This is a genomic window from Chryseobacterium sp. SIMBA_038, assembly GCF_046535115.1.
In the GTDB taxonomy this organism is placed as follows: domain Bacteria; phylum Bacteroidota; class Bacteroidia; order Flavobacteriales; family Weeksellaceae; genus Chryseobacterium.
Map to the genome: position 1 here is coordinate 540,599 of NZ_JAWRXH010000002.1, position 23,305 is coordinate 563,903.

Consider the following 23,305-nt stretch of genomic DNA (forward strand, 5'->3'; position numbering starts at 1 on the left):
AGATGAGTGGCAAGTGATTTTTAACCGCTTTCATTTCATCTTTTAGCATTTATCATACATCAATTATATAGATATGGCATTCGACTGGTTTAAAAGAAAAGCAAAAAACATTACGACCTCTACTGATGAAAAAAAGGATGTTCCCAAAGGTCTTTGGCACCAAACTCCGTCAGGAAAAGTAGTAGAGCATGACGAACTGAAGAAAAACAATTATGTTTCTCCTGAAGACGGATTTCATGTAAGAATAGGAAGTGCAGAATTTTTTGATATCCTTTTTGACGAAGGTAAATTCACTGAACTAGATGCTAATGTTGAAAGTATAGACATCCTAAACTTCAAAGATACAAAGCCTTACGCAGATCGTTTAAAAGAGGTAAGAGCAAAAACAAAGCTTACAGATTCCATCAGAAATGGTGTAGGAACTGTAAACGGAACTAAAATGGTAGTTTCTTGTATGGATTTCGCTTTTATTGGAGGATCATTAGGTTCTGTAATGGGTGAAAAGATCAGAAGAGCAATTGATTACTGTATCGCCAACAAACTTCCTTATATGATCATTTGTCAGTCAGGAGGAGCAAGAATGCAGGAAGCAACTTATTCTTTGATGCAATTGGCTAAAGTACAGGCTAAATTGGCTCAACTTTCAGAGGCAGGACTTTTATACATCGCATACCTTTGCGACCCTACTTTTGGAGGAATTACAGCTTCTTTCGCAATGACGGCAGACATTATTATGGCTGAACCTAAAGCTTTAATCGGCTTTGCAGGACCAAGAGTTATCCGTGAGACCATCGGTAGAGACTTACCGGAAGGTTTCCAAACTTCTGAATTCTTGCAGGAAAAAGGATTCGTTGATTTCATCGTAAAAAGAACTGAAATTAAAGAAGTAGTAGCTAAGACAGTAAATTTATTAGCAGTACATGCTTAAAATTTGTAACAAATACAATACAATCTCTCTCTAATTGGGGAGAGATTTTTATTTATGAGGACTTTTAAAATATTTTTCAATACGATCCGAAGTATGAGCTTTAAAAAGATCATGCGCCTTTTATCGCTTGTTCTACCCCATCCTCTTTTTTCTTTATTAAGCTTTTATGCTACCATGCAGGCTTTTACTATCGCTCAGAAACGTTTTCCCGATACAGCTTCCAATAATGGAATAGGAAATGCTTTCAGACACTCACTTTGGTGTGCTTTTATCCTGATGTACTGCAGCAAGATTTCTTCGCCTGAAAAAGCATTGGATTTCTGCAAAAGAATAACCGATATGCACGAAGAATTATTCCCCAATAAACCGTTGGAAACCAAAATGGATCTTCACAACAACAAAATCGGAATGGATTATTTCATGGAATTGTTACCCGGAATTCACCGCCAGTTTTTTGAAAAAGGGTTTTTTATTGATGCTTTAATTGATAAAATGAAAGACGCAAAAGTTTTGAAAAATCTGGATGATGATTTTGCGGGACACTTAGTCTATCTTGACGAAAAGTAGTTTTTCAAAAAAATTTAAACCATTAAGTCTTATTAAGATTTTAAGCTGAGTTAAGGTTAATCATTCTGATTTTTAAAGCTAAATCTTAATACCCTTAACTCCTTATTCAATCTTAATGGTTCAAAAAAAATAAAAGTTTAAATAGTTTTACATTAAATTTATTATCTTTTCTCAAATTATAATTTAATCAAATGGTTCTCAGCAGAATTTGGTCGGCTTTTATTATCGTTGCCATTGCTATCGCAAGCATAAAGTATATGTCATCAAGTCATTACAAAACCATTTTCAATGATATGGTTGTTGGAAAAGGCGGTGATACGGTGCAGATAGCAACTCAGAAAATGAATACGCTCTCTCCTATTGTCCGAGACAGTTTGATGAAAAAACAGAATTTTGCAGAAAGCAGAATTCATTACAAAACAGATTCTCTGAAACAAGATGTAAAAGTATATCGTGTTCAGGAATCGGATGGCGTTATCGGAACCTCTGAAACTGCCGTAAAAATCTGCATCGGTTTGATCGGGATCATGACCTTATTTATGGGATTCATGAGTATCGCAGAAAAAGCTGGAGGAATCAATCTTTTAAGCCGATTAATTCAACCATTCTTTTCAAAATTATTTCCAGAAATACCGAAAAACCACCCTGCTTTTGGGCATATGTTGATGAATTTCAGTGCTAATCTTTTAGGGTTGGATAATGCCGCTACCCCATTTGGTTTAAAAGCCATGGAAAGTCTGCAAACTTTAAATCCAAATAAAGATACCGCGAGTAATTCACAGATCATGTTCTTATGCCTTCATGCTGGAGGAATGACTTTGATTCCTGTTTCTATTATCGCAATTAGAGCTTCTATGGGTTCTAAAACACCAACGGATATTTTCCTTCCGTGTATGATTGCAACATTTGCAGCCACGTTAGCAGCCATGATTATTGTTTCTTTGTATCAGAAAATAAATCTTCTTCGCCCCGTAGTTATCGCTTATGTAGGTGGAATTTCAGCGATCATTGGACTTTTGGTGGTGTACCTTGTTCAATTAAGTAAAGGCGAATTAGATACGTTTAGCAAAGTTTTAAGCAACGGATTAATACTTTTTATATTCTTAGGAATTGTGCTTGGTGCTCTTTATAAAAAAATTAATGTTTTTGATGCTTTTATTGAAGGGGCAAAAGAAGGTTTTACGACCTGTGTAAAGATCATCCCCTATTTAGTGGGAATGTTGATTGCAATTTCTCTTCTAAGAACTTCCGGCGTTTTTGATGTCATCATCGATGGAATGAAATGGGTAGCGTACACTGCTAATTTTGATCCTCGTTTTGTTGACGGACTTCCAACCGCATTAATCAAACCTTTATCCGGTTCCGGAGCCCGGGGAATGATGGTTGATACGATGACAACTTTCGGTGCAGATAGTTTCCAAGGGAAGTTAGCAGCAGTTCTTCAGGGAAGCTCAGATACGACCTTTTATGTGATTGCAGTTTATTTTGGAGCCGTAGCCGTGAAGAATACGAGATACACGGTAATTGCTATGCTTTTGGCGGATTTAGTGGGTGTCATTACTGCGATTGCTTTGGCTTATTTGTTTTTCGCTTAAGTATATTAATTAAAACCCTTAAGTTGAAAAATACAAAATTTGGATTCTTTCTAAAACCGTTGAGCTTATATGAAATAATTTCACTTAGCTTAATTCTGCTCATAGAAATTATAATTTACTCTTTAAAATTTAATCAAATCCATTTAGAAATTATAAAAATAATGGGTTCAATAATTTTTATAGCTCTTTGGTGGGTGCCAATTTCAACTCCATTATCAGAAAAATTTAGGAATATTTATTTTTCATTATTCTGGTTGGTAACTTGTATATCATATCTAATAGTACAAGAAGATTTTACATCCTCTATTTTACCTTTTTTAATTTTTATATTCTTACAAATCACTCGTTTCGTTTTTAAATGGATTTATAAGAAAGAGCCAATACCTTTACTCATAACCAAGTCTATAAATCATCGATACAGTAAAATAGAGAACAGAAAATCTGACCGAATTGATTTTGGCTATAGTTTAATTGTTTTTACAATCGGAGCTTTCATGCCTATTCTATTTTTTAAATAAAAAATCATTAATAATATATAAATAAAAAATTATGATCACAGATAAAGAATTCACATTAAGACTCATACGTCAGTTAACTCAAGCATTAGAAAAACTGATTTTAGACAAACCTGAGGAAAGTTTAATGCAAAAAGAATTAGATTTCGAGACTTTAATGAGAGATATTTTCAAGTTTGATTTTGCTACACTTTCAGCAAAATCAAAAGAAGAAATCATAGAAATCGTCAATGAAAGACAGGAAAGAGACCACAAAGATTATTACGAAATGCTGGGGAATCTTTTCTATTTTACAGGCAGAGGACAAAAAAACAATGACTTTTTAGACAAAGCAAAAACGTTTTACGAACTATATCTTCAAACCAGCGGAATTTTTGCACTTCCGGTTATCAATAGAATCAGCGAAATAAAAAAAGCACTTGAATAAAGTGCTTTTGTATTTTTAGAATGTAATTTTATAAGTTCCGGTGGAGGATGTACTTGCTTTTTCGGCTTTCACATACTTCTTAACCCAAGATACTGCTGTAGAAGAAATACAGGAATCTGATGTTCCTCCTGATCGTCTTGCAGAGACCACATTCCCTGCTTTATCTACGGTATATGCAATTGTGATTGTTCCACTTGCCGTACAACTATTGGTTGGTTGTGATCCTCCTCTTCCCATTGTTCCGGGAATATATCCGATTAATTTTCTGTCAATTCCGACTTTACTATCACCATTTCCATCGCCACCTAAAGGATCTCCTGCATTTCCGATTCCTTCTCCCGTTCCTTGATTTCCCGCTTTGGTTCCTCTTCCTTTAATTAAATTTCCGATGGCGGCATTTCCTTTTCCATCACCATTTCCAGTTTTGGAGTTGGCGGTTGTGGCGCCTGATTTTTTAGTATTTTTAGAGGCAGATGTACTTGTTGCTGCTTTTTTATCAGATTTTTTTGATTCTTCTTTTTTAGGAACCGTAAGTTTTGAATTATTTCCTGTAATTACTTTATCCTTAGCTTCAGCTTTCTTCGTTTCAGGCTGTGGTTCTGGTTTTACAACAGTTTTAGTTTCAGGAACAAGAGTTTCTACAGGTTCCGGAGTTACAACTTCTGTCGCAGCGGCTAAACTTCCTTCTTGTTCAGCAGGTTCTTCAATGCCTTTCCCGTTTCTGTTGTCTCCAAAGTTGACGAGCATTGTTGTAACAACTTCATCAGGCTTTTTATCCAGTTCTGGTTTTAATTTATAAAGAAAAACAAAAAGCAGGATCGCAGACCAAATAAGGATAGAAAGTATCGCACTCTTTATCCTGTCTCTGTTTTGCTCGTCTTTGTTCACTGTATAACTTCTCATTTTAAAATGATCCTTCCCGATATTTTCGGAGTTATTATTTATCTTTAACCGTCGCAATGGCAATATTGAATTTATTCTTTTCAGCAATTTCCATTACAAAAACAACATCTTTATGCATTGTGTTTTCGTCTGCACGAATTGTAAAAGACTTGTTGGTTTGATTCGTTAATTTACTGACAATCACCGGCTCCAATTGATCTTTTGTAACAGGACTATCGTCTACAAAATAAGATCCATCCGGTTTAATACTTACCACCAGAGGATTTGGAATATTATCTTCTACTGCTCCCGCTTTCGGCAAATTAACCTCAATAGCGCTTTGATTGGCTGCCGACGAAGTAATCATAAAAAATATCAGCATCAGCAAGATAACATCGGTCATCGCTGCCAAACTGAATTCGGGATTCGCTTTATTTCTTCTCTGAATTTTCATCTGGAAAGATTTATAAAGGTTTATTGATAAGATCTAAAAATTCGCCAGACATATTCTGAGCTTTCAATACAAATTTATCAATTCTTGTTAAAAGAATATTGTAGAAAAAGTTAGCCGGAATTGCCACCGCAAGACCAACCGCAGTCTGTCCCAAAGCTGTATAAATACCTTCAGATAAAGTTTTCGGAGAGAAAGATCCTGATGCGTGAGATAGGTTAAAGAATGCAATGATCATCCCGATAACCGTTCCCAAAAGCCCTAACATTGGAGCAATACTTGGTACAACCGCCAAAAGGTTAAGGTTTTTCTCCATATTCGCCACTTCTACCTGAGCCTGAGATTCCATTGCGCTTACAATGTCTGAAACAGGGCGCCCCAATCTTGAGATTCCCTTTTCTAAAATCCTTCCTTCAGGAGAATTCTGTCTTTTACAGTAATCTGCTGCAGATTCTATTTTGCCTTCTTTAATAAAATCTTCAATATTATCCATGAAATTGGAATCTGTTTTTGAAGTCAGTCTTTTAATAAAGAAAAATCTTTCAAAAAACAGATATACCGAAAACACACCAAGCGCCAATACGGTAAACATTACTATTTTAGCGAAAGCTCCACCGTGGAACATAATCTTCCAAAATGAAAATTCTAAATCGTCTGTTGCAACTGCTGGTGCAGTTATTTGCGCAAATAAAATCTGAGTAAGTTCCGTTAGCAGCATTAATATTAGTATTTATAAAGGTTTTAACGACAAAAGTAGTTGAATATTATTAATTGATGTCTTAAAAAATGCTTAAAAACACCTTAAATTTTGTTATTTTTTATCAACAGCAAATTTCTCTCCAAAAAACATTTGAAAAGAAATTCGATTATAAAACTATTGAAGAGAAGATTAATTAATCTTCGTCTACTACAATCTCATCTTGTTTAAATTCGCATTTGAGTCTAAAAGGAATCGGTGTGTCCGATCCTGTGTAGAAATCATCAATGGTTCCTTTCCAGATTACCTGAAGCACGTCTTCTTCGTTTTTGTCGAATTGAAGCTCATTATCATAGATAAAAGCCTCTTCATCGTCGAAAAGATCTACTTCTGTGTAGGTTTCCTCATCAGAATCATTGATTTTAATACTTTTTCCCTCTATTTCCGCTGTTTCGATAGGAAAATCGAAAATATTAAGCGAAAGCTGTGGAAAATTGTAGTGTAAAGAATCATCATCTACATGATCTAAGCTGTCATCCGTGATTATTTCAACCTCAAGAAAATGTTCTTGGTTACTGTAAACCGCCTTGCAATAAGTATTTCTAATATTGTATGTTAGCGTTTCGTCCGGATGGTAAATTTTTAAAATCCCTTTCATTATTTCTTAAAAAAGAGCTGTAATAATATGATTGTTAAACGTTTTCAGCAAAGATAAAAAATAGATTGAAAGTGGAAAATATTTTGAAAATTATTTTTCTAAAAATCCAGTTTATTAATAATCGGTTTATTTCAATAATACTTACTTTTGTTTTCATAAAGATTCTGAAAATGAAAAACATTTTATCGAAAAGTATTTTAGGTTTAGGCTTGGCAGTAAGCTTAATTTCATGTAAAAAATCCGATTCTCCTTTAACGAAAGTTACTCCGACAAATATAGATTCTATTGCTTCAAATTATTATGAGCAATATCTAAAATTATATCCGTTGGAAGCTACGTCACAGGGAGATCTCAGATATAATGATCAACTTCCTATCAACATCGATAAAGACTTCATTTCCGGAGAAGTAGCTTTTTATAATTCAGTTCAAAAACAATTGGATCAGGTAGATTATAAAAGTCTTTCTGATGATGATAAAGTTGTGTATGATGTTTTGGATTATACCTTAAAAGATAAAACTGAAGCCTACGCTTATCATCCGGAATACATTCCTTTTACTCAATTTGGGGGATTACCATTAAATTTTCCCTTGTACGGAAGCGGAGAAGGAAGTCAGCCTTTTAAAACCGAAAAAGATTATGAAGATTGGTTGAAAAGAATGGACAAGTTCCCATTATGGATGGATGCCGCGATTGAAAATTTCAGAGAAGGAATCAATAATAAAGTCGTTTTGCCTAAAAAACTGATCGTAAAAATGATTCCTCAGATGAAAGCCGAAGAAATCACTACTCCTGATTTCGAAAAAAATATTTTCTACGGACCTATTGAAAAATTTCCGAAAGATTTCACTCAGGCTCAAAAAGATAAATTCACAAAATTATATCAGGATGCTATTTCTAAAAAAATAATTCCTGCTTATACAAAAATGGGCAAATTTTTAGAAACAGAATACCTGCCAAAAGGAAGAGATACAGACGGTTACAACAGCCTACCGAAAGGAAGCGACATTTATGCTTATTATGTAAAAAGCTGGACGACAACCAATAAATCTCCGGAAGACATCAATAAAATTGGACTTCAACAAGTTGCAATGCTTCGCGCCGAAATGGAAAAAGTAAAACAACAAATCGGTTTTTCAGGAACGTTGGAGGAATTCATCAATTTTGTAAAAACGGATCCAAAAGCGATGCCTTACAAGACTTCTAAGGAAGTTTTAGCCGGATTCAACGGAATTTTAGCTAAAATAACTCCAAAGCTGAAAACGATGTTCAGCGTAACTCCGAAAACAAAATTTGAGATCAGACAGACTGAAAAATTCAGAGAAGCAAGTGCAAGCGCAGAATATATTCAAGGAACGCCAGACGGAAAAAGACCGGGAATTTTTTATGTTCCACTTCCGGATCCATCCAAATTCAATGTAACTTCAGGAATGGAATCGCTTTTCTTACACGAAGCGATTCCGGGACACCATTATCAGGTTTCTCTGCAACAGGAAAACACGAAATTACCGAAGTTCATGAGGTTCGGATGGTTTGGAGCTTACGGTGAAGGCTGGGCGCATTATTGTGAAACGTTAGGACCGGAATTCGGATTGTACACAGATCCTTATCAGAAAATGGGTTATTTAAGCGATCAGATGTTGAGAGCTGTAAGATTGGTTGTTGACACTGGAATTCACACCGGAAAAATGTCGAGAGAACAAGCTATCAAATATTTCCTAAGCAATATTTCTTACGATGAAGCAGGCGCAACCGCAGAAGTTGAGAGATATATGGCAATGCCGGGACAAGCTTTAGGATATAAAATTGGTTCGTTGAGAATTCGCGAATTGAGAGATCAATATCAAAAACAGCTTGGAAACAAATTCAGCTTGGCAAAATTTCATGATGAAGTTTTGAGTCAGGGTTGTCTTCCTTTGGATGTCTTGAACAGAAAAATGGAGCTTTGGGCAAAGAAGCAGAAGTAATATTTCAAAAATTTATATAATTTAGACGGAGCAATCATCGAAGCTCCGTCTTTTTATTTTATAAGCACAAATCATGATAAAGAGTTTTTCATTTCTACTAGTCTTCTTTTGTTTTTCATTTTTCTATTGCCAAAATAGTAAAAAATTGAATAAAATAGATTCGTTAACCTCAGCAAAAGACATCGAAGAATTTATTCAAAATGATCAAAATAAAATAAATAATTACTTAAATGTTGAAGATAAAATAAGTTATGATTGGTACTGTAAAGTAATTGCTGATAGTCTTAATTTAAAACAAAACTGGGGAAAAGCAGATTTTGACAACAATGGACTTACAGATCTTTTGGTAACCGGCAGTACATCAGAAGGGCATAAAACAATATATATTTTAGACAAAGGAGATCATTTTGAATCTAAAAATATTAGTAAAGGAAAACTTTATGAGCAATGTTCATTTTCTTCAGTAAAAGATAATAAAATAGAATATCGCAGTGTAAAAATTCTAAGCAGACAAGGATATTTAAGCAATTTGATTAAAGAAAATCTCATTTATAAGTTTGGTGGATTTATTGAAGAAAATATAAATCCCAAAAGACACAATATTTTAGAAATAGAATTTAGAACTTCAGGCTCACACTGGAATAGATATGTTTTAGAAATGGAAATAGTATCCAACAGAGACATAACGTGGGTTACCAAAGATGATGGCCTTTTAAGAGCAGGTGTTTACACATCAAAACTTTCACAGGAAAAATTTAAAGAAATCGTAGATTTACTGAATTATATTGATTTTGAAAATCTTGCAGATGAATACGAAGTTGGTTATTCTGACGCTGCAACTACACGTCTTAAAGTAACTTATGACAATTTAGAAGTAAAAAGCATAACAGATTACGGAGGCATGGGTACAAGAGGACTACGAAAGCTTTATGATAAGTTAATTGATTTGAAAGCAAATCAAGAATGGACAAAACTATAAAAAATGATAACAGAAAGCCTAAAATCTCTTTACACAAGAGATTTCAATAAATTAAAAACAGAAATTGAAGCTTATCAAAACGAAGATTCAATGTGGAAAATAGATGAAAACATTGCCAATTCTGCAGGAAACCTTTGTCTTCACTTGGTAGGAAATCTTAATCATTTCTTTGGAGCAATACTGGGAAATTCAGGTTATGTGAGAAACAGAGAACTTGAGTTTTCGTTAAAAGATATTCCACGAATTGAGTTAATTGAAAAAGTTGAAGGAACTTTAGATATTGTCATCAAAACACTCGATCAGCTTAATGAAAATGATCTGGAAAAAGAATATCCTATTGAACCTTTAGGGTATAAAATGACAACTGAATATTTTCTGATTCATTTATTTGGTCATTTGAGTTATCATGTAGGCCAAATAAATTATCACAGAAGATTGCTTGACAACTAAAAATATATTTTCAATAGCAAAAACAACCTTTTCGGGGTTGTTTTTTTATTTTTCAAACATCATTTTCGTAATAAAATCTTTATCTCCTTTTCCTCTTGCCGGAGAATATTCTCTTCCGTAGAAAATAATTTGAAGGTGAAGTTTATTCCAAACTTCTTCTTTCCAAATATTTTTTGCGTCTCGCTCTGTTTCTACGACGTTTTTTCCTGAAGTAAGCTTCCATTGCGTCATTAGTCTGTGAATGTGTGTATCGACAGGAAAAGCAGGAAATCCGAAGCCCTGGCTCATCACCACAGAAGCTGTTTTGTGGCCAACTCCGGCCAATTCTTCCAATTCTCCATAGGTTTGCGGAACAATACCGTTATGTTTTTCCACTAATACTTCTGCCATTTTTTTCAGATTCTTAGCTTTAGTATTAGACAGTCCGATTTCTTTGATGAGTTCTTTAATTTCAGAAACTTCTAATTTTGCCATTTTCTCAGGCGTATCTGCAACAGCAAATAATTGAGGCGTCACCTGATTCACTTTTTTATCGGTCGTCTGCGCAGAAAGCGCCACCGCAACCATCAAGGTATAAGCATCGGTATGCTCCAACGGAATAGGAACTTCCGGATATAATTTCTCTAATTCGAGTTGAACAAGCTCGGCTCTTTGCTTTTTTGTCATTTAACCATTAAATTTGAACAAAATTAAATCATTATGTTGAAAGTTGGAGACAAATTACCTGAATTTGAAGGAATAAATCAAGAGGGAGAAACGGTAAGTTCATCAAAATTAATTGGGAAAAAGTTAGTTATTTTCTTTTATCCTCAAGCCAACACTCCAACCTGTACGGTGGAAGCCTGTAATTTGAGTGATAATTATTCTCAATTGGAAAAAGCAGGATTTCAGTTATTGGGAATAAGTGGTGATTCTGTAAAAAAACAGAAAAATTTCCACAGCAAATTTGCTTTTCCTTATGATTTGATCGCTGATGAAAACCGTGAAATTATTGAAAAATTCGGTGTTTGGCAGGAAAAGAAAACGTTCGGAAAAACCTATATGGGAATTGTAAGAACTACTTTTATTTTTGATGAAAAAGGCGTTTGTGAAAGAGTAATTGAAAAAGTGACTTCGAAAACGGCTGCTGAACAGATTTTGGAAGGATAAATTTTAAACACGAGTGCCTCTAATATTTTTCACGAATATCACTAATAATTTGTGCCATTCGTGAAAAATATTAGAGGCACTCGTGTTTTTTTATTCTGTTTCGTAATACATTAGTTCTTCGTCCTCGTTGGGAAGAGTTACATGATTTTTAAATTTTAATCCTAATTTTTCGATTAACTTCTGGGAGGAAAAATTATCTTTTGAAGTAATTGCAGAGATCTTTTTTAAACCAAAATCATCCATTCCGATAGATTTTACTTTTTGAGCGGCTTCATAAGCATAACCTTTGCCTTCAAATTCTTCCAAAAGAGAAAATCCGATATCTACGATGTCTAAACCTTCTCTTTCGAAGATTCCTACTCCACCGATTTTCTCATTTTTATCTTTAGTAACAACCAAATAATTTCCGAAACCTAACCTTTCAATTTGCGGAAGAAATCTATTTTTGATGTAATTTTCGGCATCAGAAATGGTTTTAAGATGACGATCTCCGATATATTGTATGAATTTTGGTCTATTGTACAGTTCGAAAATGAACTCCCCATCCTCCAATGACATTGGACGAAGAATGAGTCTTTCTGTTTCGTAGACGTTATTTTCGCTTGGTTGATTTGGCTGGTTTTTTAGGCTCATCTTTTGGTTCTTCCTTTTTTTCGATTTTCATAAGCCTTGGATTATTCGCACATTTTTTATTGTAAAGTTCAATATAAGCTCCATTGTCTTTTACATTGGTAATGGCTCCTGTAGACTTGCTGATCGTTAATGTATAATGCTTTTTCTGGTAAGGACACTCTTGTGAAGTAAGCTTTCCTAGGTCTAAATAGTAGTTAGAAGCATCTTCATAATAATTCGCTGCAACATCTTTGAATTCCTCATCTACAAGATATCCTTCAATCGTTGCCGCAATGGCAGCTTCCTGAATATTATCAATTCTTCCTATAAATGTTTTTAAACCATTAAGATCTGTGACATAGTTCATTTTTCCACCGGAAGAATAGGCGATGTAATAAAAGCTGTCTTCATCCGGAAACAGATCAAATCCTGAAAATTGAGGTGTATAATCCTGCTTAGATCCGGAAATACTGATCTCCTGATCTTTTGCATAAGTGTTATAAACCAACACCCAAGAATCTATTTTACCGTTTGGTATAATTCCTTTCAAAATATTAGGAATACTGCTAAACTTTTTCTTTTCCTGAGCATACGCAAGCGCTCCTAAAAGAAAGAAAATCAATAAAATAAGTTTGGATGTATTTTTTATCATAATTCAAAACGTGGCAGAAATTATGCCATTTTTTAAATGAATTTTTCTCCTTTTTTTAAATTTTTCAGATCAAGAACGTAATCTTTTATTAATTGATCGTGATCTCTTGGGCAAATCAGTAAGACTTTCTCTGTATCTACAACGATAAAATCTTTCAATCCGTCAATAACAATCGCTTTATTGCTATTTTTTACATGAATGATGTTTCCTTCTGTATTGTAAGTCAGAATATGTTTTTGCTTGACTGCATTTTCATTTTCGTCCTTTTCAGCGTTTTCATAAACGGATGTCCATGTTCCTAAGTCGCTCCAACCAAGGTCAGACGGAATTACATAAACGTTTTTAGCTTTTTCTAAAATTCCGTTATCAATAGAGATCTTCTGAACTTTCGGATAAATAATTTCAATACAGCTTTTTTCACTGTCTGCATTGTATTCACAAGCCATAAAATGTTGCGTCATCTCTGGAAGATACATTTCAAAAGCATGATGAATCGTTTTAACATTCCAGATGAAAATTCCTGCATTCCAAAGGAAGTCTCCACTTTCCATAAAGCTTTGTGCAAGCTCCAGAATCGGTTTTTCTGTAAAAGTTTTTACTTTAAAATATTCTGATTCTTTTTTATCTACAAATTGTATATAACCATAACCTGTATCAGGTCTTGTAGGTGTAATTCCCAACGTCACAAGATAATCATGCTTAGAAGCAAGGTCAAAAGCAACCTCTACTTTTTCCAGGAAAATATCTTCTTTCAGAATCAAGTGATCTGCCGGCAAAACGATCATTGTAGCATTCGGATTGATCTCAGAAATTTTGTTAGCCATGTAAAGATTACACGCAGCCGTATTTTTTATCAAAGGTTCGCCTACGATATTTTCTTCCGGAACCTCCGGCAACTGCTGATGAGAAAGAGCTACATACTCTTTATTCGTAATGACAAATATATTCTCATTAGGGATGATTTTTTTGATCCTGTCATACGTCTGCTGAATCATCGTACGCCCGGTTCCTAAAATATCCTGAAATTGTTTTGGAAATTTCTGAGTGCTCAGCGGCCAGAATCTGCTACCGATTCCTCCAGCCATTATCACACAGTATTTATCTGAATTTGACATGTTTAACTACATTTTTCTACCCTAGCCAAAGGCTTGAAAGAATACTTCCTCCCAGTAGCCAGGTTCTTACAAAGATAGTTTTTTTTAATCAGACCTTCTAAAAAATACTTTTCATTTCGATAGATGAAATAGTCTCCTTTTTGAAGCTCTTCAATAAATTGTAGGGTATCATCTTGTTTTTCAATGTGAAAATATTTAACCAAATCGGGGCTAGCCATGAAATTTGCCTTTGGAGACTTCGAAAATTTGGTAACAATTGGTCTTAATTCTTCCTCATAAACCTCGATACTTTCAAGAAGCATTAATCGGAATGTTTCTTTCCATTCATTTCCGTGTGGTGAAATTCTTCTTCCGTACTTTTCAAATGCTATTAAATGAGCCAATTCATGGGTCAGAACAAAGAAAAAAAGTTGTGGAGGAAGCGTAGAATTTATTGTAATTTCATGAGAATTGTCCGGAAGCTTTCTGTAATCTCCCAGTTTAGAATTCCTGTTTCGTGTAATTTTAATATGAATATAATAATCTAAAAACCAATGTTTTAAATATTGAAGCGTATTTGGTGGTAAATATTTTTCTAATGATTGAATAGACATTTTACAAACTTAGTGGAATTCCTGCATAGAAATTCAATAATTTAAGACTGAAAAGATAGTTAAATTTAGCCTGAGCCACAGAACCTTGTGCGTTTGCATAATTATTTCTGGCAACATTCACGTCGTAAATCGTCGTTCTCCCTGCAACATAACTTTTATCTGCAAAATCTAAAGCTAATTTTGTACTCTTCTCGGCTTCTACAGCAGATAAAAATATTTCATAATTAGCATCAACATCAAATTGTGCCTTCTGAACATTCTGTCTTACGGTTTGTTTTTGCTGTTCTAAAGTTGCTTTGGCAATATTTTCATTAATCTTGGATTGCTCAACCTGAAGTTTAGTAATTCCTTTATTAAAAATCGGAATATTGATAGAAACTCCTGCGTTTTGCCCAAAATTGTCTTTATACTGAGGAAAGAAAACCCTTTCATCCTGTGCATTCAACAGGTTATTATAAAAACTTCCAATTCCTGCACTTGCCGTTATTGTTGGCCAAAATGCTGTTTTAGTTACTTCTGTCTGAGCTTCGGCAGATTTAATTCTACTTTCAGCAGCTTTCACCTGAGGCTGATTTTCATAAGCTGTCGTCAAAACCTCATCCACAGATTTTAATTGCGGAGACAATTGATCTGAAACACTTACATCTTCCACATCAAAATCCTTATATTCATTTAATTGTAAAAGCTGCGCCAGCGCAAATAAACTTCTTCCTACATTAATTTCAGCAGTTTTAAGGTTTTGTTTTTCTCTTGCCAATCCAGCATCAGCTTCCGCCAAAATCGTTTGAGCTGTAGTTCCAACCTGAGTTGTAATTTTCGCCCTGTCGGCTTGTTTTTGAGCATTTTCTACCGCTGCCTGAGAGATTTTCACGATTTCTTTGTTCAATAAAGTCGTTAAATACTGCTGAGCGATTTGCAGAGAGATATCATTTTTGATGGTTTCGATGTCATATTGACTTGCTTCAACATCAAATTCCGTCTTACGAATAGTTTTCTCTAATCTTCCGTTGTTGTAAACTAAGATATCAGCACCAAGATTAGCATTATTACTAAATCTGTCGTTCCTGATACTTCCCGTTCCCAACGAAGCCTGACCAAAACTCACCGTATTTCCGACACTTGCAGAAACAGACGGTAAATAGTTATTTTTAGCTATTTTTAAATTAGAATCCTGAATTTGTTTTGAATATTCATTTTGGATCACCTGAAGATTATGCTCTACGGCATAGTCTACGCATTCTCTTAAGGACCATCTTTTCTGAGCGCTTAAGCCCATGCTTGTTAATCCCAAAACAATAATCCAAACTTTTTTCATATTCTGATTTTATGATATTAGACGAACCAAATTTAAAAAAGTTACAGATAAAAAAAATTAATGTTTTATTTTTATCAAACTTTTGAGAATTTTGCATCATGACAACTGAACAATATCAAGAAGCCGTTGACTGGCTTTTCGTACAAGCACCTAACTATCAAATCGATGGAGAAAAAGCTTACAAACCGGGTTTAGATAATATCACTAAACTTTGTGCATTTTTTGACAACCCTCAGGAAAAAATAAAATGCATCCATATCGGCGGAACTAACGGAAAAGGTTCTTCCAGTAATATGTTGGCATCTGTTCTTCAGGATTCGGGTTATAAAGTTGGCTTATACAACTCACCTCATCTTATTGATTTTACGGAACGTATAAAAGTAAATGGAAGAAATTGTGATAAGGAATTTGTATTTAATTTCATTCAAAAGCTGAAAGGTCTTCCTGAAGATATTCTTCCTTCATTTTTTGAGTTCACTACCATTATGGCTTTTGAATATTTTTATCAGCAAAAGGTAGATTTTGCCATTATTGAAGTTGGTTTGGGGGGAAGATTAGATTCTACCAATATTATTAAGCCTTTGGCTTCTGCAATCACAAACGTTCAATTAGACCATCAAAATATTTTGGGAGACACGATTGAACAAATTGCATTTGAAAAGGCCGGAATCATTAAAAATAATACTCCAATAATCTTTGGTGACGAAAATGAAGTCGTAAAAAACATTATTAAAGAAAAATCAATTCAAGAAAACGCTCCTTTTAGTGATGCTACCCTACTAAAAACCGACTTAAAGTCAGATTTAAAAGGAAATTATCAGGCAAAAAATATAAAGGTTGTTTTGGCATTAATTGAAGAATTAAGAAAACTCAACGTAAATATTTTAGATCAAAATATTGAAAACGGACTTTTAAACGTTCATAAAAACACCGGATTTATCGGTCGTTGGTTTGAATTCTCTCAAAAACCATTGACAATTTGTGATACAGGACATAATCAGGCAGGATTGGAACAGGTTTTTACTCAATTAAACTCGATTGACAAGCATAAACACGTCATTTTAGGTTTTGTAGTTGATAAAAAGATCGATGAAGTGATGAGTTTATTACCAGAAAATTCTGAGTTTTATTTTGCAAAACCGTCTATCCACAGGGGCAGACATCCGAAAGATTATGAAGATCTGTTGATAAATGCAAAAATTTTTTATAAAATTTTCGATTCTGTGCAGGAGGCGTATTTATCTGCAAAACAACAATGTACAAATGAAGAAATGATTTTTATTGGCGGAAGTAACTTTGTTGTTGGAGAATTTTTAGAAAAAAATTTGGAGTTTTCCGAATAAGTCGTATATTTGCACCACTCTAAACGGAAATAACGTTACAGAGGGCGATTAGCTCAGTTGGTTCAGAGCATCTGGTTTACACCCAGAGGGTCGGGGGTTCGAATCCCTCATCGCCCACAAAGGTTCCTAATACCTTTAAAAAATTTAGGGCTCTTAGCTCAGTTGGTTCAGAGCATCTGGTTTACACCCAGAGGGTCGGGGGTTCGAATCCCTCAGGGCCCACAAAATCTCTCTTTTTTAAGGGAGATTTTTTTTGTTATATAAATATTATTACAATGAAACAAATATTCATATCCTTTGTTTTTCTTCTCTCGATTTCAAAAATTTATTCTCAGGAAATTAAGGAGAGTCCTGTAATTATAAAAGCATCAAAGAATGCTGATCCTAACTTTGATAATTTTACAAGATTTGAATATAGTCTAGACACTCGGAACATTGATGTTTTGAACGCTAACCAACCCTATTCAAAAGTTTTAATATTTATCGGTGATAAAAAGGTCTTTTCGCAAACAAACTCCTCTTCCACAAAGGTTCAATTGATGAATCACTCAATAAAAGACTCCCATTTTGAAAGCATTTTAACAAAAACTACTTTTACTTTTAAAATAAAAAAGCAATTTCTTATACTTACCGATATTAAAAATAATAGCGAATTGATCTTAAAAATAGACAGATCAGGAGAATATATAAAATTGGTTGATGAAAAAACAAAAGAAGTGTACGTTGGAAAAGAAAAGCAGAAAAAATTCAAATAAAATCCTCTAATAGATTTTATCAACTATTTTCTGAATATTAAGCTCTTCCAGACAAGCCCAGTCTCCCCTATAGCATTCCTTATCTCCAAAAACAGAGCAAGGCCTGCACGTAAGATCATTTACCTGTACAACATCATCTTCACTCTGCCCAAAGCCTAAAAAGCCTGCATATGGATGCGTAGAGCCCCAAATAGAAACACATCGCGTCCCCATTAAACTTGCCAAGTGCATATTGGCAGAATCCATGGAGATCATTAACTCTAATTCTGAAATTTTATTGAGTTCTTCCGTAAGGCTTAATTTGCCGGATAAACTTTTTGTATTCGGAATCTGACTTTCCCATTTTTCTAATGTTTCAGTCTCTTCTTTTCCGCCTCCGAAGAAGTAGATCTTATGTTTTTGAGCTAAAATCTTTACCAATTCGTAAGATTTCTCCAAAGGAAGCATTTTCCCTTTATGTTGGGCAAATGGCGCAAAACCAATTCCGGATTTATTAATTGAAGTTGGTCTTAACTGATGAGAAAGCTCAACTTTAAAACCCATTTCACGGAAAACATCTGCATAACGCTCAACCGTTTTTTTTAATTGAACTTTATTTAAATTCCAAATATCGGTTAGCTGTTCTTTTTCTTCTTTCCCCTTGTTGATTTTGAATACTTTAAGTCCTTTTCGGCGATAAATTTTATCTAAGATTTTCGTTCTGATCACATCATGTAAATTGGCGACCATATCGGGATGAAATTCTTTAATCAATTCATTCGCCAATCTTTGTAATCCGAAAATACCTTTATAATCATCTAAGTTGATTCCTTTGAATATAACATTCGGAATATCAGAGAATAAGCTCTCAAAATTCTTTCTTGAAACCATGATGATTTCAATATCGGGATTCTGTTCCAAGAACTCACGAAAAACCGGTGCAGTCATAGCGACATCACCAAAAGCGGAAAAACGATATGCTAAAATTCTGGTCACAGCTACGACTTTAGTTGATAGGCAACTGCATAAAATTTAATTTGTTTTGTCATCGCCATTAGTCCATTGGCTCTGGAAGGAGAAAGAAACTCCTGTAATCCGATCTCGGAGATAAACTCAAAGTCAGAATCTAAAATTTCCTGTGTAGAATGTCCACTGTAGATACTCACCAATAAAGAAACGATTCCCTTTGGCAAAATACCGTCAGAATCTGCATCAAAAAACAGTTTTCCATCTTTGAACTCAGCATCAATCCAAACTTTGCTCTGGCAACCTTTAATAAGGTTTTCATCACCTTTCTTGTCATCTGGAAGTCCTTTTAATTCTTTCCCAAGATCAATGATGTACTCATATTTTTGCTCCCAGTCTTCAAGAAACGCAAATTCGTCGATAAGTTCCTTCTGTTTTTCTTTAATGGTCATTCTATACTTTCTTTTTGCAAAGATACTAAATTATGCTTTAGGCTTGAAGCAGTAAGCTATAGGCAGAGTGATTGGGGTATGAAATTTGGCTTGTTGCCTATTGTTTAAAGCTTATAGCGCAGTTGATGCCTTTTCGAAAACCTGTAACAATTTTATCTCTTCATTTTCCCAGCAAAGAGTATTTGCTGCTTTTTCGAGTTCGGGTTGGTAATTTTTTCTTCCTTTATTTAAAATTAATTTGATGGATTCAGCAATATTTTCAGGCTGATGATTTTTAATGATTTCTCCAATATTAAATTGACTTTTAATATTCTGCATTTCCGGAAGATTAGATAAAATTAAAGGAACTCGTGCCTGAATGCAATCAAGAACCTTATTCGGTAAAGAATAAAAATAGCTCTCTCCCCCATTCTCTTCGATGCTCATTCCGCAATCAACCTTTACCGTGATTTCTCTTAAATCTTCCGGTTTTAATTTTCCTAAAAACTGAACTTTATGTTGAAGATTTTCTTTAATGACTAAATCTTCATATTCTTTTTTCCGAGGCCCACCTCCTGCAATTTTTAAAATTACATTATCAAGATGATGCATTGCTAAAATAACTTTATCTACTCCGCGAAACGGATTTATTGCGCCTTGATATAAGATTACTTTTGGATTATTTTCAGGAATTTCAAGGTTAAAATTGATTTTTCGTGGTGCATTTTGAACGATAATCGGATCAACTCCATATTTTTTTTGGAACCATTTTCCATAACTTCCGCTCGCAGTTATCATAAATTTCACTTTCGGAACGATGCTTCTTTCAAGATATCCCCATAATTTTTGTGACATTTTGCCTTGAATTGCCGGCATTTCGGAAAAAATTTCATGACTGTCAAAAACCAAAGGAATATTTAATTTTTTAGCAATAAGATAATTCGGTAGTAAGGCATCCAAATCATTAGCATGAAGAATCGTATTTTGATCTGCCTTTTTCTTTAATTCATGATATAGTTTCCAGTTAAACTCAAAGTAGCCTGTTTTTAAACTTTTAGAAATTAATTGTATTCTGGAAAAAGAATAAGGTCGCTGCATTTTTTCTGCACCACCCCAATCATTACCTATTAAGTCAATCTCATAGCCATTTTCGTGCAAAGTCCTGCAAACCTTTTCTATACGTTGATCTGTATATAAATTACTAAAAGCAGATGTGATTATTTTTTTCCTCATTTACTTTTTTTTCCTGCCAACAAATGGTAAATTTGTATAAAGCAAATCAGTCCGTTAGGTATGATTACCGGCCAAAGCATTCCGCTAAAGATACCGTAAATGACAAAACAAATACAGCCAATCATATTAACAATTCTGATTTTTCTTACATCTTTCAATATAAAGCTCAACACTACAAAAAGTGAAGCAGAATATCCGATATAGGTAGAAATTTCGGGATTCATGAGAAAAATTTAAAGGATAACAAACTTAGTCATTTTCAATAAGATAATAAAGTTTTTTTCTGCCATAAAGTCATTAATTTATTTTTGGTAAAATATTTGTAATTTAGATAATGAATAATTAGCAACGTTGCTATTATTCTAATGAGATATATTATGGATTATAAGTTTTCACAAGGTTTGAGCCAAGTGTTCAAACAAAGCAAAAGCGAAGCTAAACGGCTGAAAAGTGAATTTCTTAATACAGAACATCTACTTTTAGGTATTATAAAAACAGAAAACTCTGCAAAAGAAATCCTTCAAAACCTTAATGCGGATTTAACACAAATCAGAAGAAAAATTGAAACTCTAAATACAGCAAGTCTAAATCCTATTTCTGAGGAGGTTACCAATATTTCTTTCACCAAGATGGCAGATCATTCCATCAAACGTGCTGAGTTAGAATGCAGACAGTATAAAAGTAATGAAATTAATACCGTTCATTTGCTTTTAGGCATTCTATATAAATATGAAGACCCTACCTCAAGTATATTAGGTGCTTACGACATCGACTATGAAGGAGTATCAAAAGAATATCAAACTATGCTAAAAAATTCTGGCCAGGCGCCACAAATGAGTGCTTACGATGACGACGAAGAGAGAGAGGATTTTGAGCAAATGAGAAAGCCTACAGGAAATTTAGGGTCTGCAAAAAGTAAAACTCCAACTTTGGATAACTTTGGTAGAGACCTTACTTCTTTGGCAAGAGACGGGAAATTAGACCCAGTGATTGGTCGTGAGAAAGAAATCGAAAGAGTTTCTCAGATTCTATCAAGAAGAAAGAAGAACAATCCGTTGCTTATCGGTGAGCCTGGAGTTGGTAAATCTGCCATCGCTGAAGGTTTAGCTTTAAGAATTCAACAGAAGAAAGTTTCTAGAGTTCTTTATGGTAAAAGAGTAATCACTTTGGATCTTGCAAGTTTGGTAGCAGGTACAAAATACCGTGGACAGTTTGAAGAGAGAATGAAGGCCATCATGACGGAATTAGAAAAAAACCGTGATGTAATCTTATTCATCGACGAGCTTCACACAATTGTTGGTGCAGGTAGTTCTACGGGAAGTTTAGATGCTTCCAATATGTTCAAACCAGCTTTAGCAAGAGGTGAGATCCAATGTATTGGTGCCACAACTCTTGATGAGTATCGTCAGTATATTGAAAAAGATGGTGCTTTAGAGAGAAGATTCCAGAAAGTAATGGTAGAGCCTACTAATATTGAGGAAACCATTCAGATCTTGAATCAAATCAAAGACAAATACGAAGAACATCATAATGTAGTATATACTCCGGAAGCAATTCTGGCTTGTGTTAATTTAACAGCAAGATATATTACAGACCGTTTCTTACCGGATAAAGCTATTGATGCAATGGACGAAGCTGGATCTCGTGTTTATATTAAAAACATGAAAGTTCCGACTGAAATCATTGATTTTGAACAGAAAATTGAAGACATTAAAGAACTGAAACAGAAAGCTGTAAAAGCTCAGGATTATCTTGAGGCAAGAAAGCTTAAAGATGAAGAAGAACGTATTCAAATGGAATTAAATTCTGCTCAGGATAAATGGGATAAAGATGTAAAAGAGAAGAAAGAAACCGTAACCGATGAAAATGTTGCGGAAGTAGTTTCTATGATGAGCGGTGTTCCTGTAACGAAAGTCGGTAAAAATGAGCTTGATAAACTAGCTCAAATGGACGAAAAACTGAACGGAAAAGTTATCGGTCAAGAAGATGCTGTGAAGAAAGTTGTTAAAGCTATTCAAAGAAACAGAGCAGGTCTTAAAGATCCAAACCGTCCGATCGGAACATTTATCTTCCTTGGAACAACGGGAGTTGGTAAAACTGAGCTTGCTAAAGTAATGGCAAGAGAACTTTTCGAATCTGATGAATCTTTGATCAGAATCGATATGAGTGAATACATGGAAAAATTCGCGGTTTCAAGATTAGTTGGTGCGCCTCCGGGATACGTTGGATACGAGGAAGGCGGTCAATTAACAGAAGCTGTAAGAAGAAAACCTTATGCTGTGGTTCTTTTGGATGAGATTGAAAAAGCTCACCCGGATGTATTCAACATCTTGTTGCAGATCTTAGATGAAGGTCATGTTACGGACAGTTTAGGTAGAAAAATTGATTTTAGAAATACAATCATCATCCTTACTTCGAACATCGGAACCAGAGATATTAAAGACTTCGGTGATGGTGTAGGATTCGGGACTTCTGCTAAGAAAACAGGTTCTGACACAAGAGCAAGAGGAACAATTGAAAATGCCCTTAAGAAAGCATTTGCACCTGAATTCCTGAACAGAATTGATGATATTGTAATCTTCAACTCTCTTGAGAAAGAAGACATCAAGAAAATCATTGATCTTGAATTGAACAAACTTTACACAAGACTTGATAAATTAGGATATAAAGTTGATTTAACTGAAGAAGCAAAAGACTTTATTTCTGAAAAAGGTTGGGATAAAGACTTCGGTGCGAGACCTCTAAAAAGAGCGATCCAGAAATATATTGAAGATTTATTGGCTGAAATGCTGGTAAACAAGCAATTAAATGAAGGAGAAACTATTATTTTAGATGTAAATGAAGCGAAAGATGGTCTTGCCGGAAAAGCTCAGAAAACAAAAAAGACGGTTGAAAAATCTTCTTAGTAAATAATTTAATTTTTAAATATAAAAGCATCGGGATTTTCTCGATGCTTTTTTCGTTTAAATTAATTTTTAACATATTTTTTTCACTAATTGATGATTAATTAAAAAAAATATTTAATTTTATTGAACATAAAATCAAT

General features: G+C 34.2%; 25 protein-coding genes and 2 tRNA genes. 13 read left to right on the forward strand and 14 right to left on the reverse strand.

Annotated elements, in window-relative coordinates; genetic code table 11:
• Positions 1 to 73: 73 nt before the first annotated feature.
• The 4 genes from accD to SB689_RS08665 all read left to right on the forward strand — a co-directional run bounded on the left by accD (position 74) and on the right by SB689_RS08665 (position 4,032).
• Positions 74 to 928 (forward strand): acetyl-CoA carboxylase, carboxyltransferase subunit beta, encoded by an 855-nt coding sequence (gene accD, locus SB689_RS08650; RefSeq protein WP_066753890.1) that lies wholly within the window; start codon positions 74 to 76, stop codon positions 926 to 928.
• 54 nt (positions 929 to 982) lie between these two features.
• Positions 983 to 1,495 (forward strand): DUF6973 domain-containing protein, encoded by a 513-nt coding sequence (locus SB689_RS08655; protein WP_410691718.1) that lies wholly within the window; start codon positions 983 to 985, stop codon positions 1,493 to 1,495.
• Between the two features lie 191 nt (positions 1,496 to 1,686).
• The gene (locus SB689_RS08660) at positions 1,687 to 3,090 is read left to right on the forward strand and encodes a nucleoside recognition domain-containing protein (protein ID WP_410691719.1); all 1,404 of its coding nucleotides are present in this window, start codon (positions 1,687 to 1,689) and stop codon (positions 3,088 to 3,090) included.
• A 549-nt stretch (positions 3,091 to 3,639) separates the two neighbouring features.
• A complete protein-coding gene (locus SB689_RS08665) occupies positions 3,640 to 4,032 on the forward strand; it encodes a hypothetical protein (protein ID WP_410691720.1) in 393 nt (130 codons plus the stop codon).
• 15 nt (positions 4,033 to 4,047) lie between these two features.
• Here SB689_RS08665 and SB689_RS08670 read toward each other — a convergent pair whose 3' ends face one another.
• The 4 genes from SB689_RS08670 to SB689_RS08685 form a co-directional block, all read right to left on the reverse strand.
• Entirely contained in the window at positions 4,048 to 4,935 is an 888-nt protein-coding gene (locus tag SB689_RS08670; protein ID WP_410691721.1) for a ferric siderophore ABC transporter substrate-binding protein, read from the reverse strand.
• A 34-nt stretch (positions 4,936 to 4,969) separates the two neighbouring features.
• Positions 4,970 to 5,368, reverse strand: a complete 399-nt coding sequence (locus SB689_RS08675; protein ID WP_410691722.1) for an ExbD/TolR family protein — start codon at positions 5,366 to 5,368, stop codon at positions 4,970 to 4,972.
• 10 nt (positions 5,369 to 5,378) lie between these two features.
• On the reverse strand, positions 5,379 to 6,083 hold the full coding sequence (locus SB689_RS08680; protein ID WP_066753902.1) for a MotA/TolQ/ExbB proton channel family protein: 705 nt from the start codon (positions 6,081 to 6,083) through the stop codon (positions 5,379 to 5,381).
• Between the two features lie 175 nt (positions 6,084 to 6,258).
• Positions 6,259 to 6,720, reverse strand: coding sequence for a hypothetical protein (locus SB689_RS08685; RefSeq protein WP_410691724.1), 462 nt, complete (start codon positions 6,718 to 6,720; stop codon positions 6,259 to 6,261).
• Positions 6,721 to 6,890: 170 nt separating this feature from the next.
• Between SB689_RS08685 and SB689_RS08690 the strand changes: the two genes are divergently transcribed.
• The 3 genes from SB689_RS08690 to SB689_RS08700 all read left to right on the forward strand — a co-directional run bounded on the left by SB689_RS08690 (position 6,891) and on the right by SB689_RS08700 (position 10,116).
• Positions 6,891 to 8,687 carry a DUF885 domain-containing protein gene (locus tag SB689_RS08690; protein WP_410691726.1) on the forward strand — a complete coding sequence of 599 codons (1,797 nt, stop codon included), beginning with the start codon at positions 6,891 to 6,893 and terminating at the stop codon, positions 8,685 to 8,687.
• A 145-nt stretch (positions 8,688 to 8,832) separates the two neighbouring features.
• Positions 8,833 to 9,666 carry a DUF6438 domain-containing protein gene (locus SB689_RS08695; protein ID WP_410691727.1) on the forward strand — a complete coding sequence of 278 codons (834 nt, stop codon included), beginning with the start codon at positions 8,833 to 8,835 and terminating at the stop codon, positions 9,664 to 9,666.
• Between the two features lie 3 nt (positions 9,667 to 9,669).
• Complete coding sequence (locus SB689_RS08700; protein ID WP_410691729.1) at positions 9,670 to 10,116, forward strand: DinB family protein; 447 nt, start codon at positions 9,670 to 9,672, stop codon at positions 10,114 to 10,116.
• A gap of 45 nt (positions 10,117 to 10,161) precedes the next feature.
• On the opposite strand, the gene SB689_RS08705 is transcribed toward SB689_RS08700, so the two are convergent.
• Entirely contained in the window at positions 10,162 to 10,782 is a 621-nt protein-coding gene (locus tag SB689_RS08705) for an endonuclease III domain-containing protein (RefSeq protein ID WP_410691731.1), read from the reverse strand.
• Between the two features lie 33 nt (positions 10,783 to 10,815).
• Between SB689_RS08705 and bcp the strand changes: the two genes are divergently transcribed.
• Positions 10,816 to 11,265 carry a thioredoxin-dependent thiol peroxidase gene (gene bcp, locus SB689_RS08710; RefSeq protein ID WP_410691733.1) on the forward strand — a complete coding sequence of 150 codons (450 nt, stop codon included), beginning with the start codon at positions 10,816 to 10,818 and terminating at the stop codon, positions 11,263 to 11,265.
• Positions 11,266 to 11,355: 90 nt separating this feature from the next.
• Here bcp and SB689_RS08715 read toward each other — a convergent pair whose 3' ends face one another.
• The 5 genes from SB689_RS08715 to SB689_RS08735 are packed head-to-tail and all read right to left on the reverse strand — an operon-like array spanning position 11,356 to position 15,552.
• Positions 11,356 to 11,898, reverse strand: coding sequence for a GNAT family N-acetyltransferase (locus SB689_RS08715; RefSeq protein ID WP_410691734.1), 543 nt, complete (start codon positions 11,896 to 11,898; stop codon positions 11,356 to 11,358).
• Complete coding sequence (locus SB689_RS08720) at positions 11,858 to 12,529, reverse strand: hypothetical protein (RefSeq protein WP_410691736.1); 672 nt, start codon at positions 12,527 to 12,529, stop codon at positions 11,858 to 11,860. The genes SB689_RS08715 and SB689_RS08720 overlap by 41 nt, the downstream gene beginning before the upstream one ends.
• Before the next feature lie 32 nt (positions 12,530 to 12,561).
• Entirely contained in the window at positions 12,562 to 13,644 is a 1,083-nt protein-coding gene (locus SB689_RS08725) for a mannose-1-phosphate guanylyltransferase (RefSeq protein ID WP_410691738.1), read from the reverse strand.
• Between the two features lie 2 nt (positions 13,645 to 13,646).
• Positions 13,647 to 14,237 (reverse strand): SprT-like domain-containing protein, encoded by a 591-nt coding sequence (locus tag SB689_RS08730; protein WP_410691740.1) that lies wholly within the window; start codon positions 14,235 to 14,237, stop codon positions 13,647 to 13,649.
• A gap of 1 nt (position 14,238) precedes the next feature.
• The gene (locus tag SB689_RS08735) at positions 14,239 to 15,552 is read right to left on the reverse strand and encodes a TolC family protein (RefSeq protein ID WP_410691742.1); all 1,314 of its coding nucleotides are present in this window, start codon (positions 15,550 to 15,552) and stop codon (positions 14,239 to 14,241) included.
• Positions 15,553 to 15,650: 98 nt separating this feature from the next.
• Here SB689_RS08735 and SB689_RS08740 point away from each other — a divergent pair, with 98 nt between their 5' ends.
• The 4 genes from SB689_RS08740 (at position 15,651) to SB689_RS08755 (ending at position 17,650) form a co-directional block, all read left to right on the forward strand.
• Positions 15,651 to 16,895 (forward strand): bifunctional folylpolyglutamate synthase/dihydrofolate synthase, encoded by a 1,245-nt coding sequence (locus SB689_RS08740; RefSeq protein WP_410691743.1) that lies wholly within the window; start codon positions 15,651 to 15,653, stop codon positions 16,893 to 16,895.
• Positions 16,896 to 16,937: 42 nt separating this feature from the next.
• Positions 16,938 to 17,012 (forward strand) — tRNA-Val (locus tag SB689_RS08745).
• A 30-nt stretch (positions 17,013 to 17,042) separates the two neighbouring features.
• Positions 17,043 to 17,117: transfer RNA gene (locus tag SB689_RS08750), tRNA-Val, on the forward strand.
• 53 nt (positions 17,118 to 17,170) lie between these two features.
• Entirely contained in the window at positions 17,171 to 17,650 is a 480-nt protein-coding gene (locus SB689_RS08755; RefSeq protein WP_410691744.1) for a hypothetical protein, read from the forward strand.
• A 6-nt stretch (positions 17,651 to 17,656) separates the two neighbouring features.
• On the opposite strand, the gene SB689_RS08760 is transcribed toward SB689_RS08755, so the two are convergent.
• The 4 genes from SB689_RS08760 to SB689_RS08775 all read right to left on the reverse strand — a co-directional run bounded on the left by SB689_RS08760 (position 17,657) and on the right by SB689_RS08775 (position 20,483).
• Positions 17,657 to 18,625: a glycosyltransferase family 9 protein gene (locus SB689_RS08760; RefSeq protein ID WP_410691745.1), complete on the reverse strand. Its 969-nt coding sequence runs from the start codon at positions 18,623 to 18,625 to the stop codon at positions 17,657 to 17,659.
• Between the two features lie 2 nt (positions 18,626 to 18,627).
• Complete coding sequence (locus tag SB689_RS08765) at positions 18,628 to 19,047, reverse strand: SufE family protein (protein ID WP_410691746.1); 420 nt, start codon at positions 19,045 to 19,047, stop codon at positions 18,628 to 18,630.
• A 111-nt stretch (positions 19,048 to 19,158) separates the two neighbouring features.
• Positions 19,159 to 20,259 (reverse strand): glycosyltransferase, encoded by a 1,101-nt coding sequence (locus tag SB689_RS08770; RefSeq protein WP_410691747.1) that lies wholly within the window; start codon positions 20,257 to 20,259, stop codon positions 19,159 to 19,161.
• A complete protein-coding gene (locus SB689_RS08775) occupies positions 20,256 to 20,483 on the reverse strand; it encodes a uroporphyrinogen decarboxylase (RefSeq protein ID WP_123981898.1) in 228 nt (75 codons plus the stop codon). Before SB689_RS08775 ends, SB689_RS08770 begins: the two co-directional genes overlap by 4 nt.
• 153 nt (positions 20,484 to 20,636) lie before the next feature.
• Here SB689_RS08775 and SB689_RS08780 point away from each other — a divergent pair, with 153 nt between their 5' ends.
• Positions 20,637 to 23,165: an ATP-dependent Clp protease ATP-binding subunit gene (locus tag SB689_RS08780; RefSeq protein ID WP_410691748.1), complete on the forward strand. Its 2,529-nt coding sequence runs from the start codon at positions 20,637 to 20,639 to the stop codon at positions 23,163 to 23,165.
• Positions 23,166 to 23,305: the final 140 nt, after the last annotated feature.

Bases quoted from the DNA above. Each gene is read 5' to 3' on its own strand.
- accD (WP_066753890.1), top strand. From the start codon at position 74: ATGGCATTCGACTGGTTTAAAAGAAAAGCAAAAAACATTACGACCTCT.
- SB689_RS08655 (WP_410691718.1), top strand. From the start codon at position 983: ATGAGGACTTTTAAAATATTTTTCAATACGATCCGAAGTATGAGCTTT.
- SB689_RS08660 (WP_410691719.1), top strand. From the start codon at position 1,687: ATGGTTCTCAGCAGAATTTGGTCGGCTTTTATTATCGTTGCCATTGCT.
- SB689_RS08665 (WP_410691720.1), top strand. From the start codon at position 3,640: ATGATCACAGATAAAGAATTCACATTAAGACTCATACGTCAGTTAACT.
- SB689_RS08670 (WP_410691721.1), bottom strand. From the start codon at position 4,935: ATGAGAAGTTATACAGTGAACAAAGACGAGCAAAACAGAGACAGGATA.
- SB689_RS08675 (WP_410691722.1), bottom strand. From the start codon at position 5,368: ATGAAAATTCAGAGAAGAAATAAAGCGAATCCCGAATTCAGTTTGGCA.
- SB689_RS08680 (WP_066753902.1), bottom strand. From the start codon at position 6,083: ATGCTGCTAACGGAACTTACTCAGATTTTATTTGCGCAAATAACTGCA.
- SB689_RS08685 (WP_410691724.1), bottom strand. From the start codon at position 6,720: ATGAAAGGGATTTTAAAAATTTACCATCCGGACGAAACGCTAACATAC.
- SB689_RS08690 (WP_410691726.1), top strand. From the start codon at position 6,891: ATGAAAAACATTTTATCGAAAAGTATTTTAGGTTTAGGCTTGGCAGTA.
- SB689_RS08700 (WP_410691729.1), top strand. From the start codon at position 9,670: ATGATAACAGAAAGCCTAAAATCTCTTTACACAAGAGATTTCAATAAA.
- SB689_RS08705 (WP_410691731.1), bottom strand. From the start codon at position 10,782: ATGACAAAAAAGCAAAGAGCCGAGCTTGTTCAACTCGAATTAGAGAAA.
- bcp (WP_410691733.1), top strand. From the start codon at position 10,816: ATGTTGAAAGTTGGAGACAAATTACCTGAATTTGAAGGAATAAATCAA.
- SB689_RS08715 (WP_410691734.1), bottom strand. From the start codon at position 11,898: ATGAGCCTAAAAAACCAGCCAAATCAACCAAGCGAAAATAACGTCTAC.
- SB689_RS08720 (WP_410691736.1), bottom strand. From the start codon at position 12,529: ATGATAAAAAATACATCCAAACTTATTTTATTGATTTTCTTTCTTTTA.
- SB689_RS08725 (WP_410691738.1), bottom strand. From the start codon at position 13,644: ATGTCAAATTCAGATAAATACTGTGTGATAATGGCTGGAGGAATCGGT.
- SB689_RS08730 (WP_410691740.1), bottom strand. From the start codon at position 14,237: ATGTCTATTCAATCATTAGAAAAATATTTACCACCAAATACGCTTCAA.
- SB689_RS08735 (WP_410691742.1), bottom strand. From the start codon at position 15,552: ATGAAAAAAGTTTGGATTATTGTTTTGGGATTAACAAGCATGGGCTTA.
- SB689_RS08740 (WP_410691743.1), top strand. From the start codon at position 15,651: ATGACAACTGAACAATATCAAGAAGCCGTTGACTGGCTTTTCGTACAA.
- SB689_RS08755 (WP_410691744.1), top strand. From the start codon at position 17,171: ATGAAACAAATATTCATATCCTTTGTTTTTCTTCTCTCGATTTCAAAA.
- SB689_RS08765 (WP_410691746.1), bottom strand. From the start codon at position 19,047: ATGACCATTAAAGAAAAACAGAAGGAACTTATCGACGAATTTGCGTTT.
- SB689_RS08770 (WP_410691747.1), bottom strand. From the start codon at position 20,259: ATGAGGAAAAAAATAATCACATCTGCTTTTAGTAATTTATATACAGAT.
- SB689_RS08775 (WP_123981898.1), bottom strand. From the start codon at position 20,483: ATGAATCCCGAAATTTCTACCTATATCGGATATTCTGCTTCACTTTTT.
- SB689_RS08780 (WP_410691748.1), top strand. From the start codon at position 20,637: ATGGATTATAAGTTTTCACAAGGTTTGAGCCAAGTGTTCAAACAAAGC.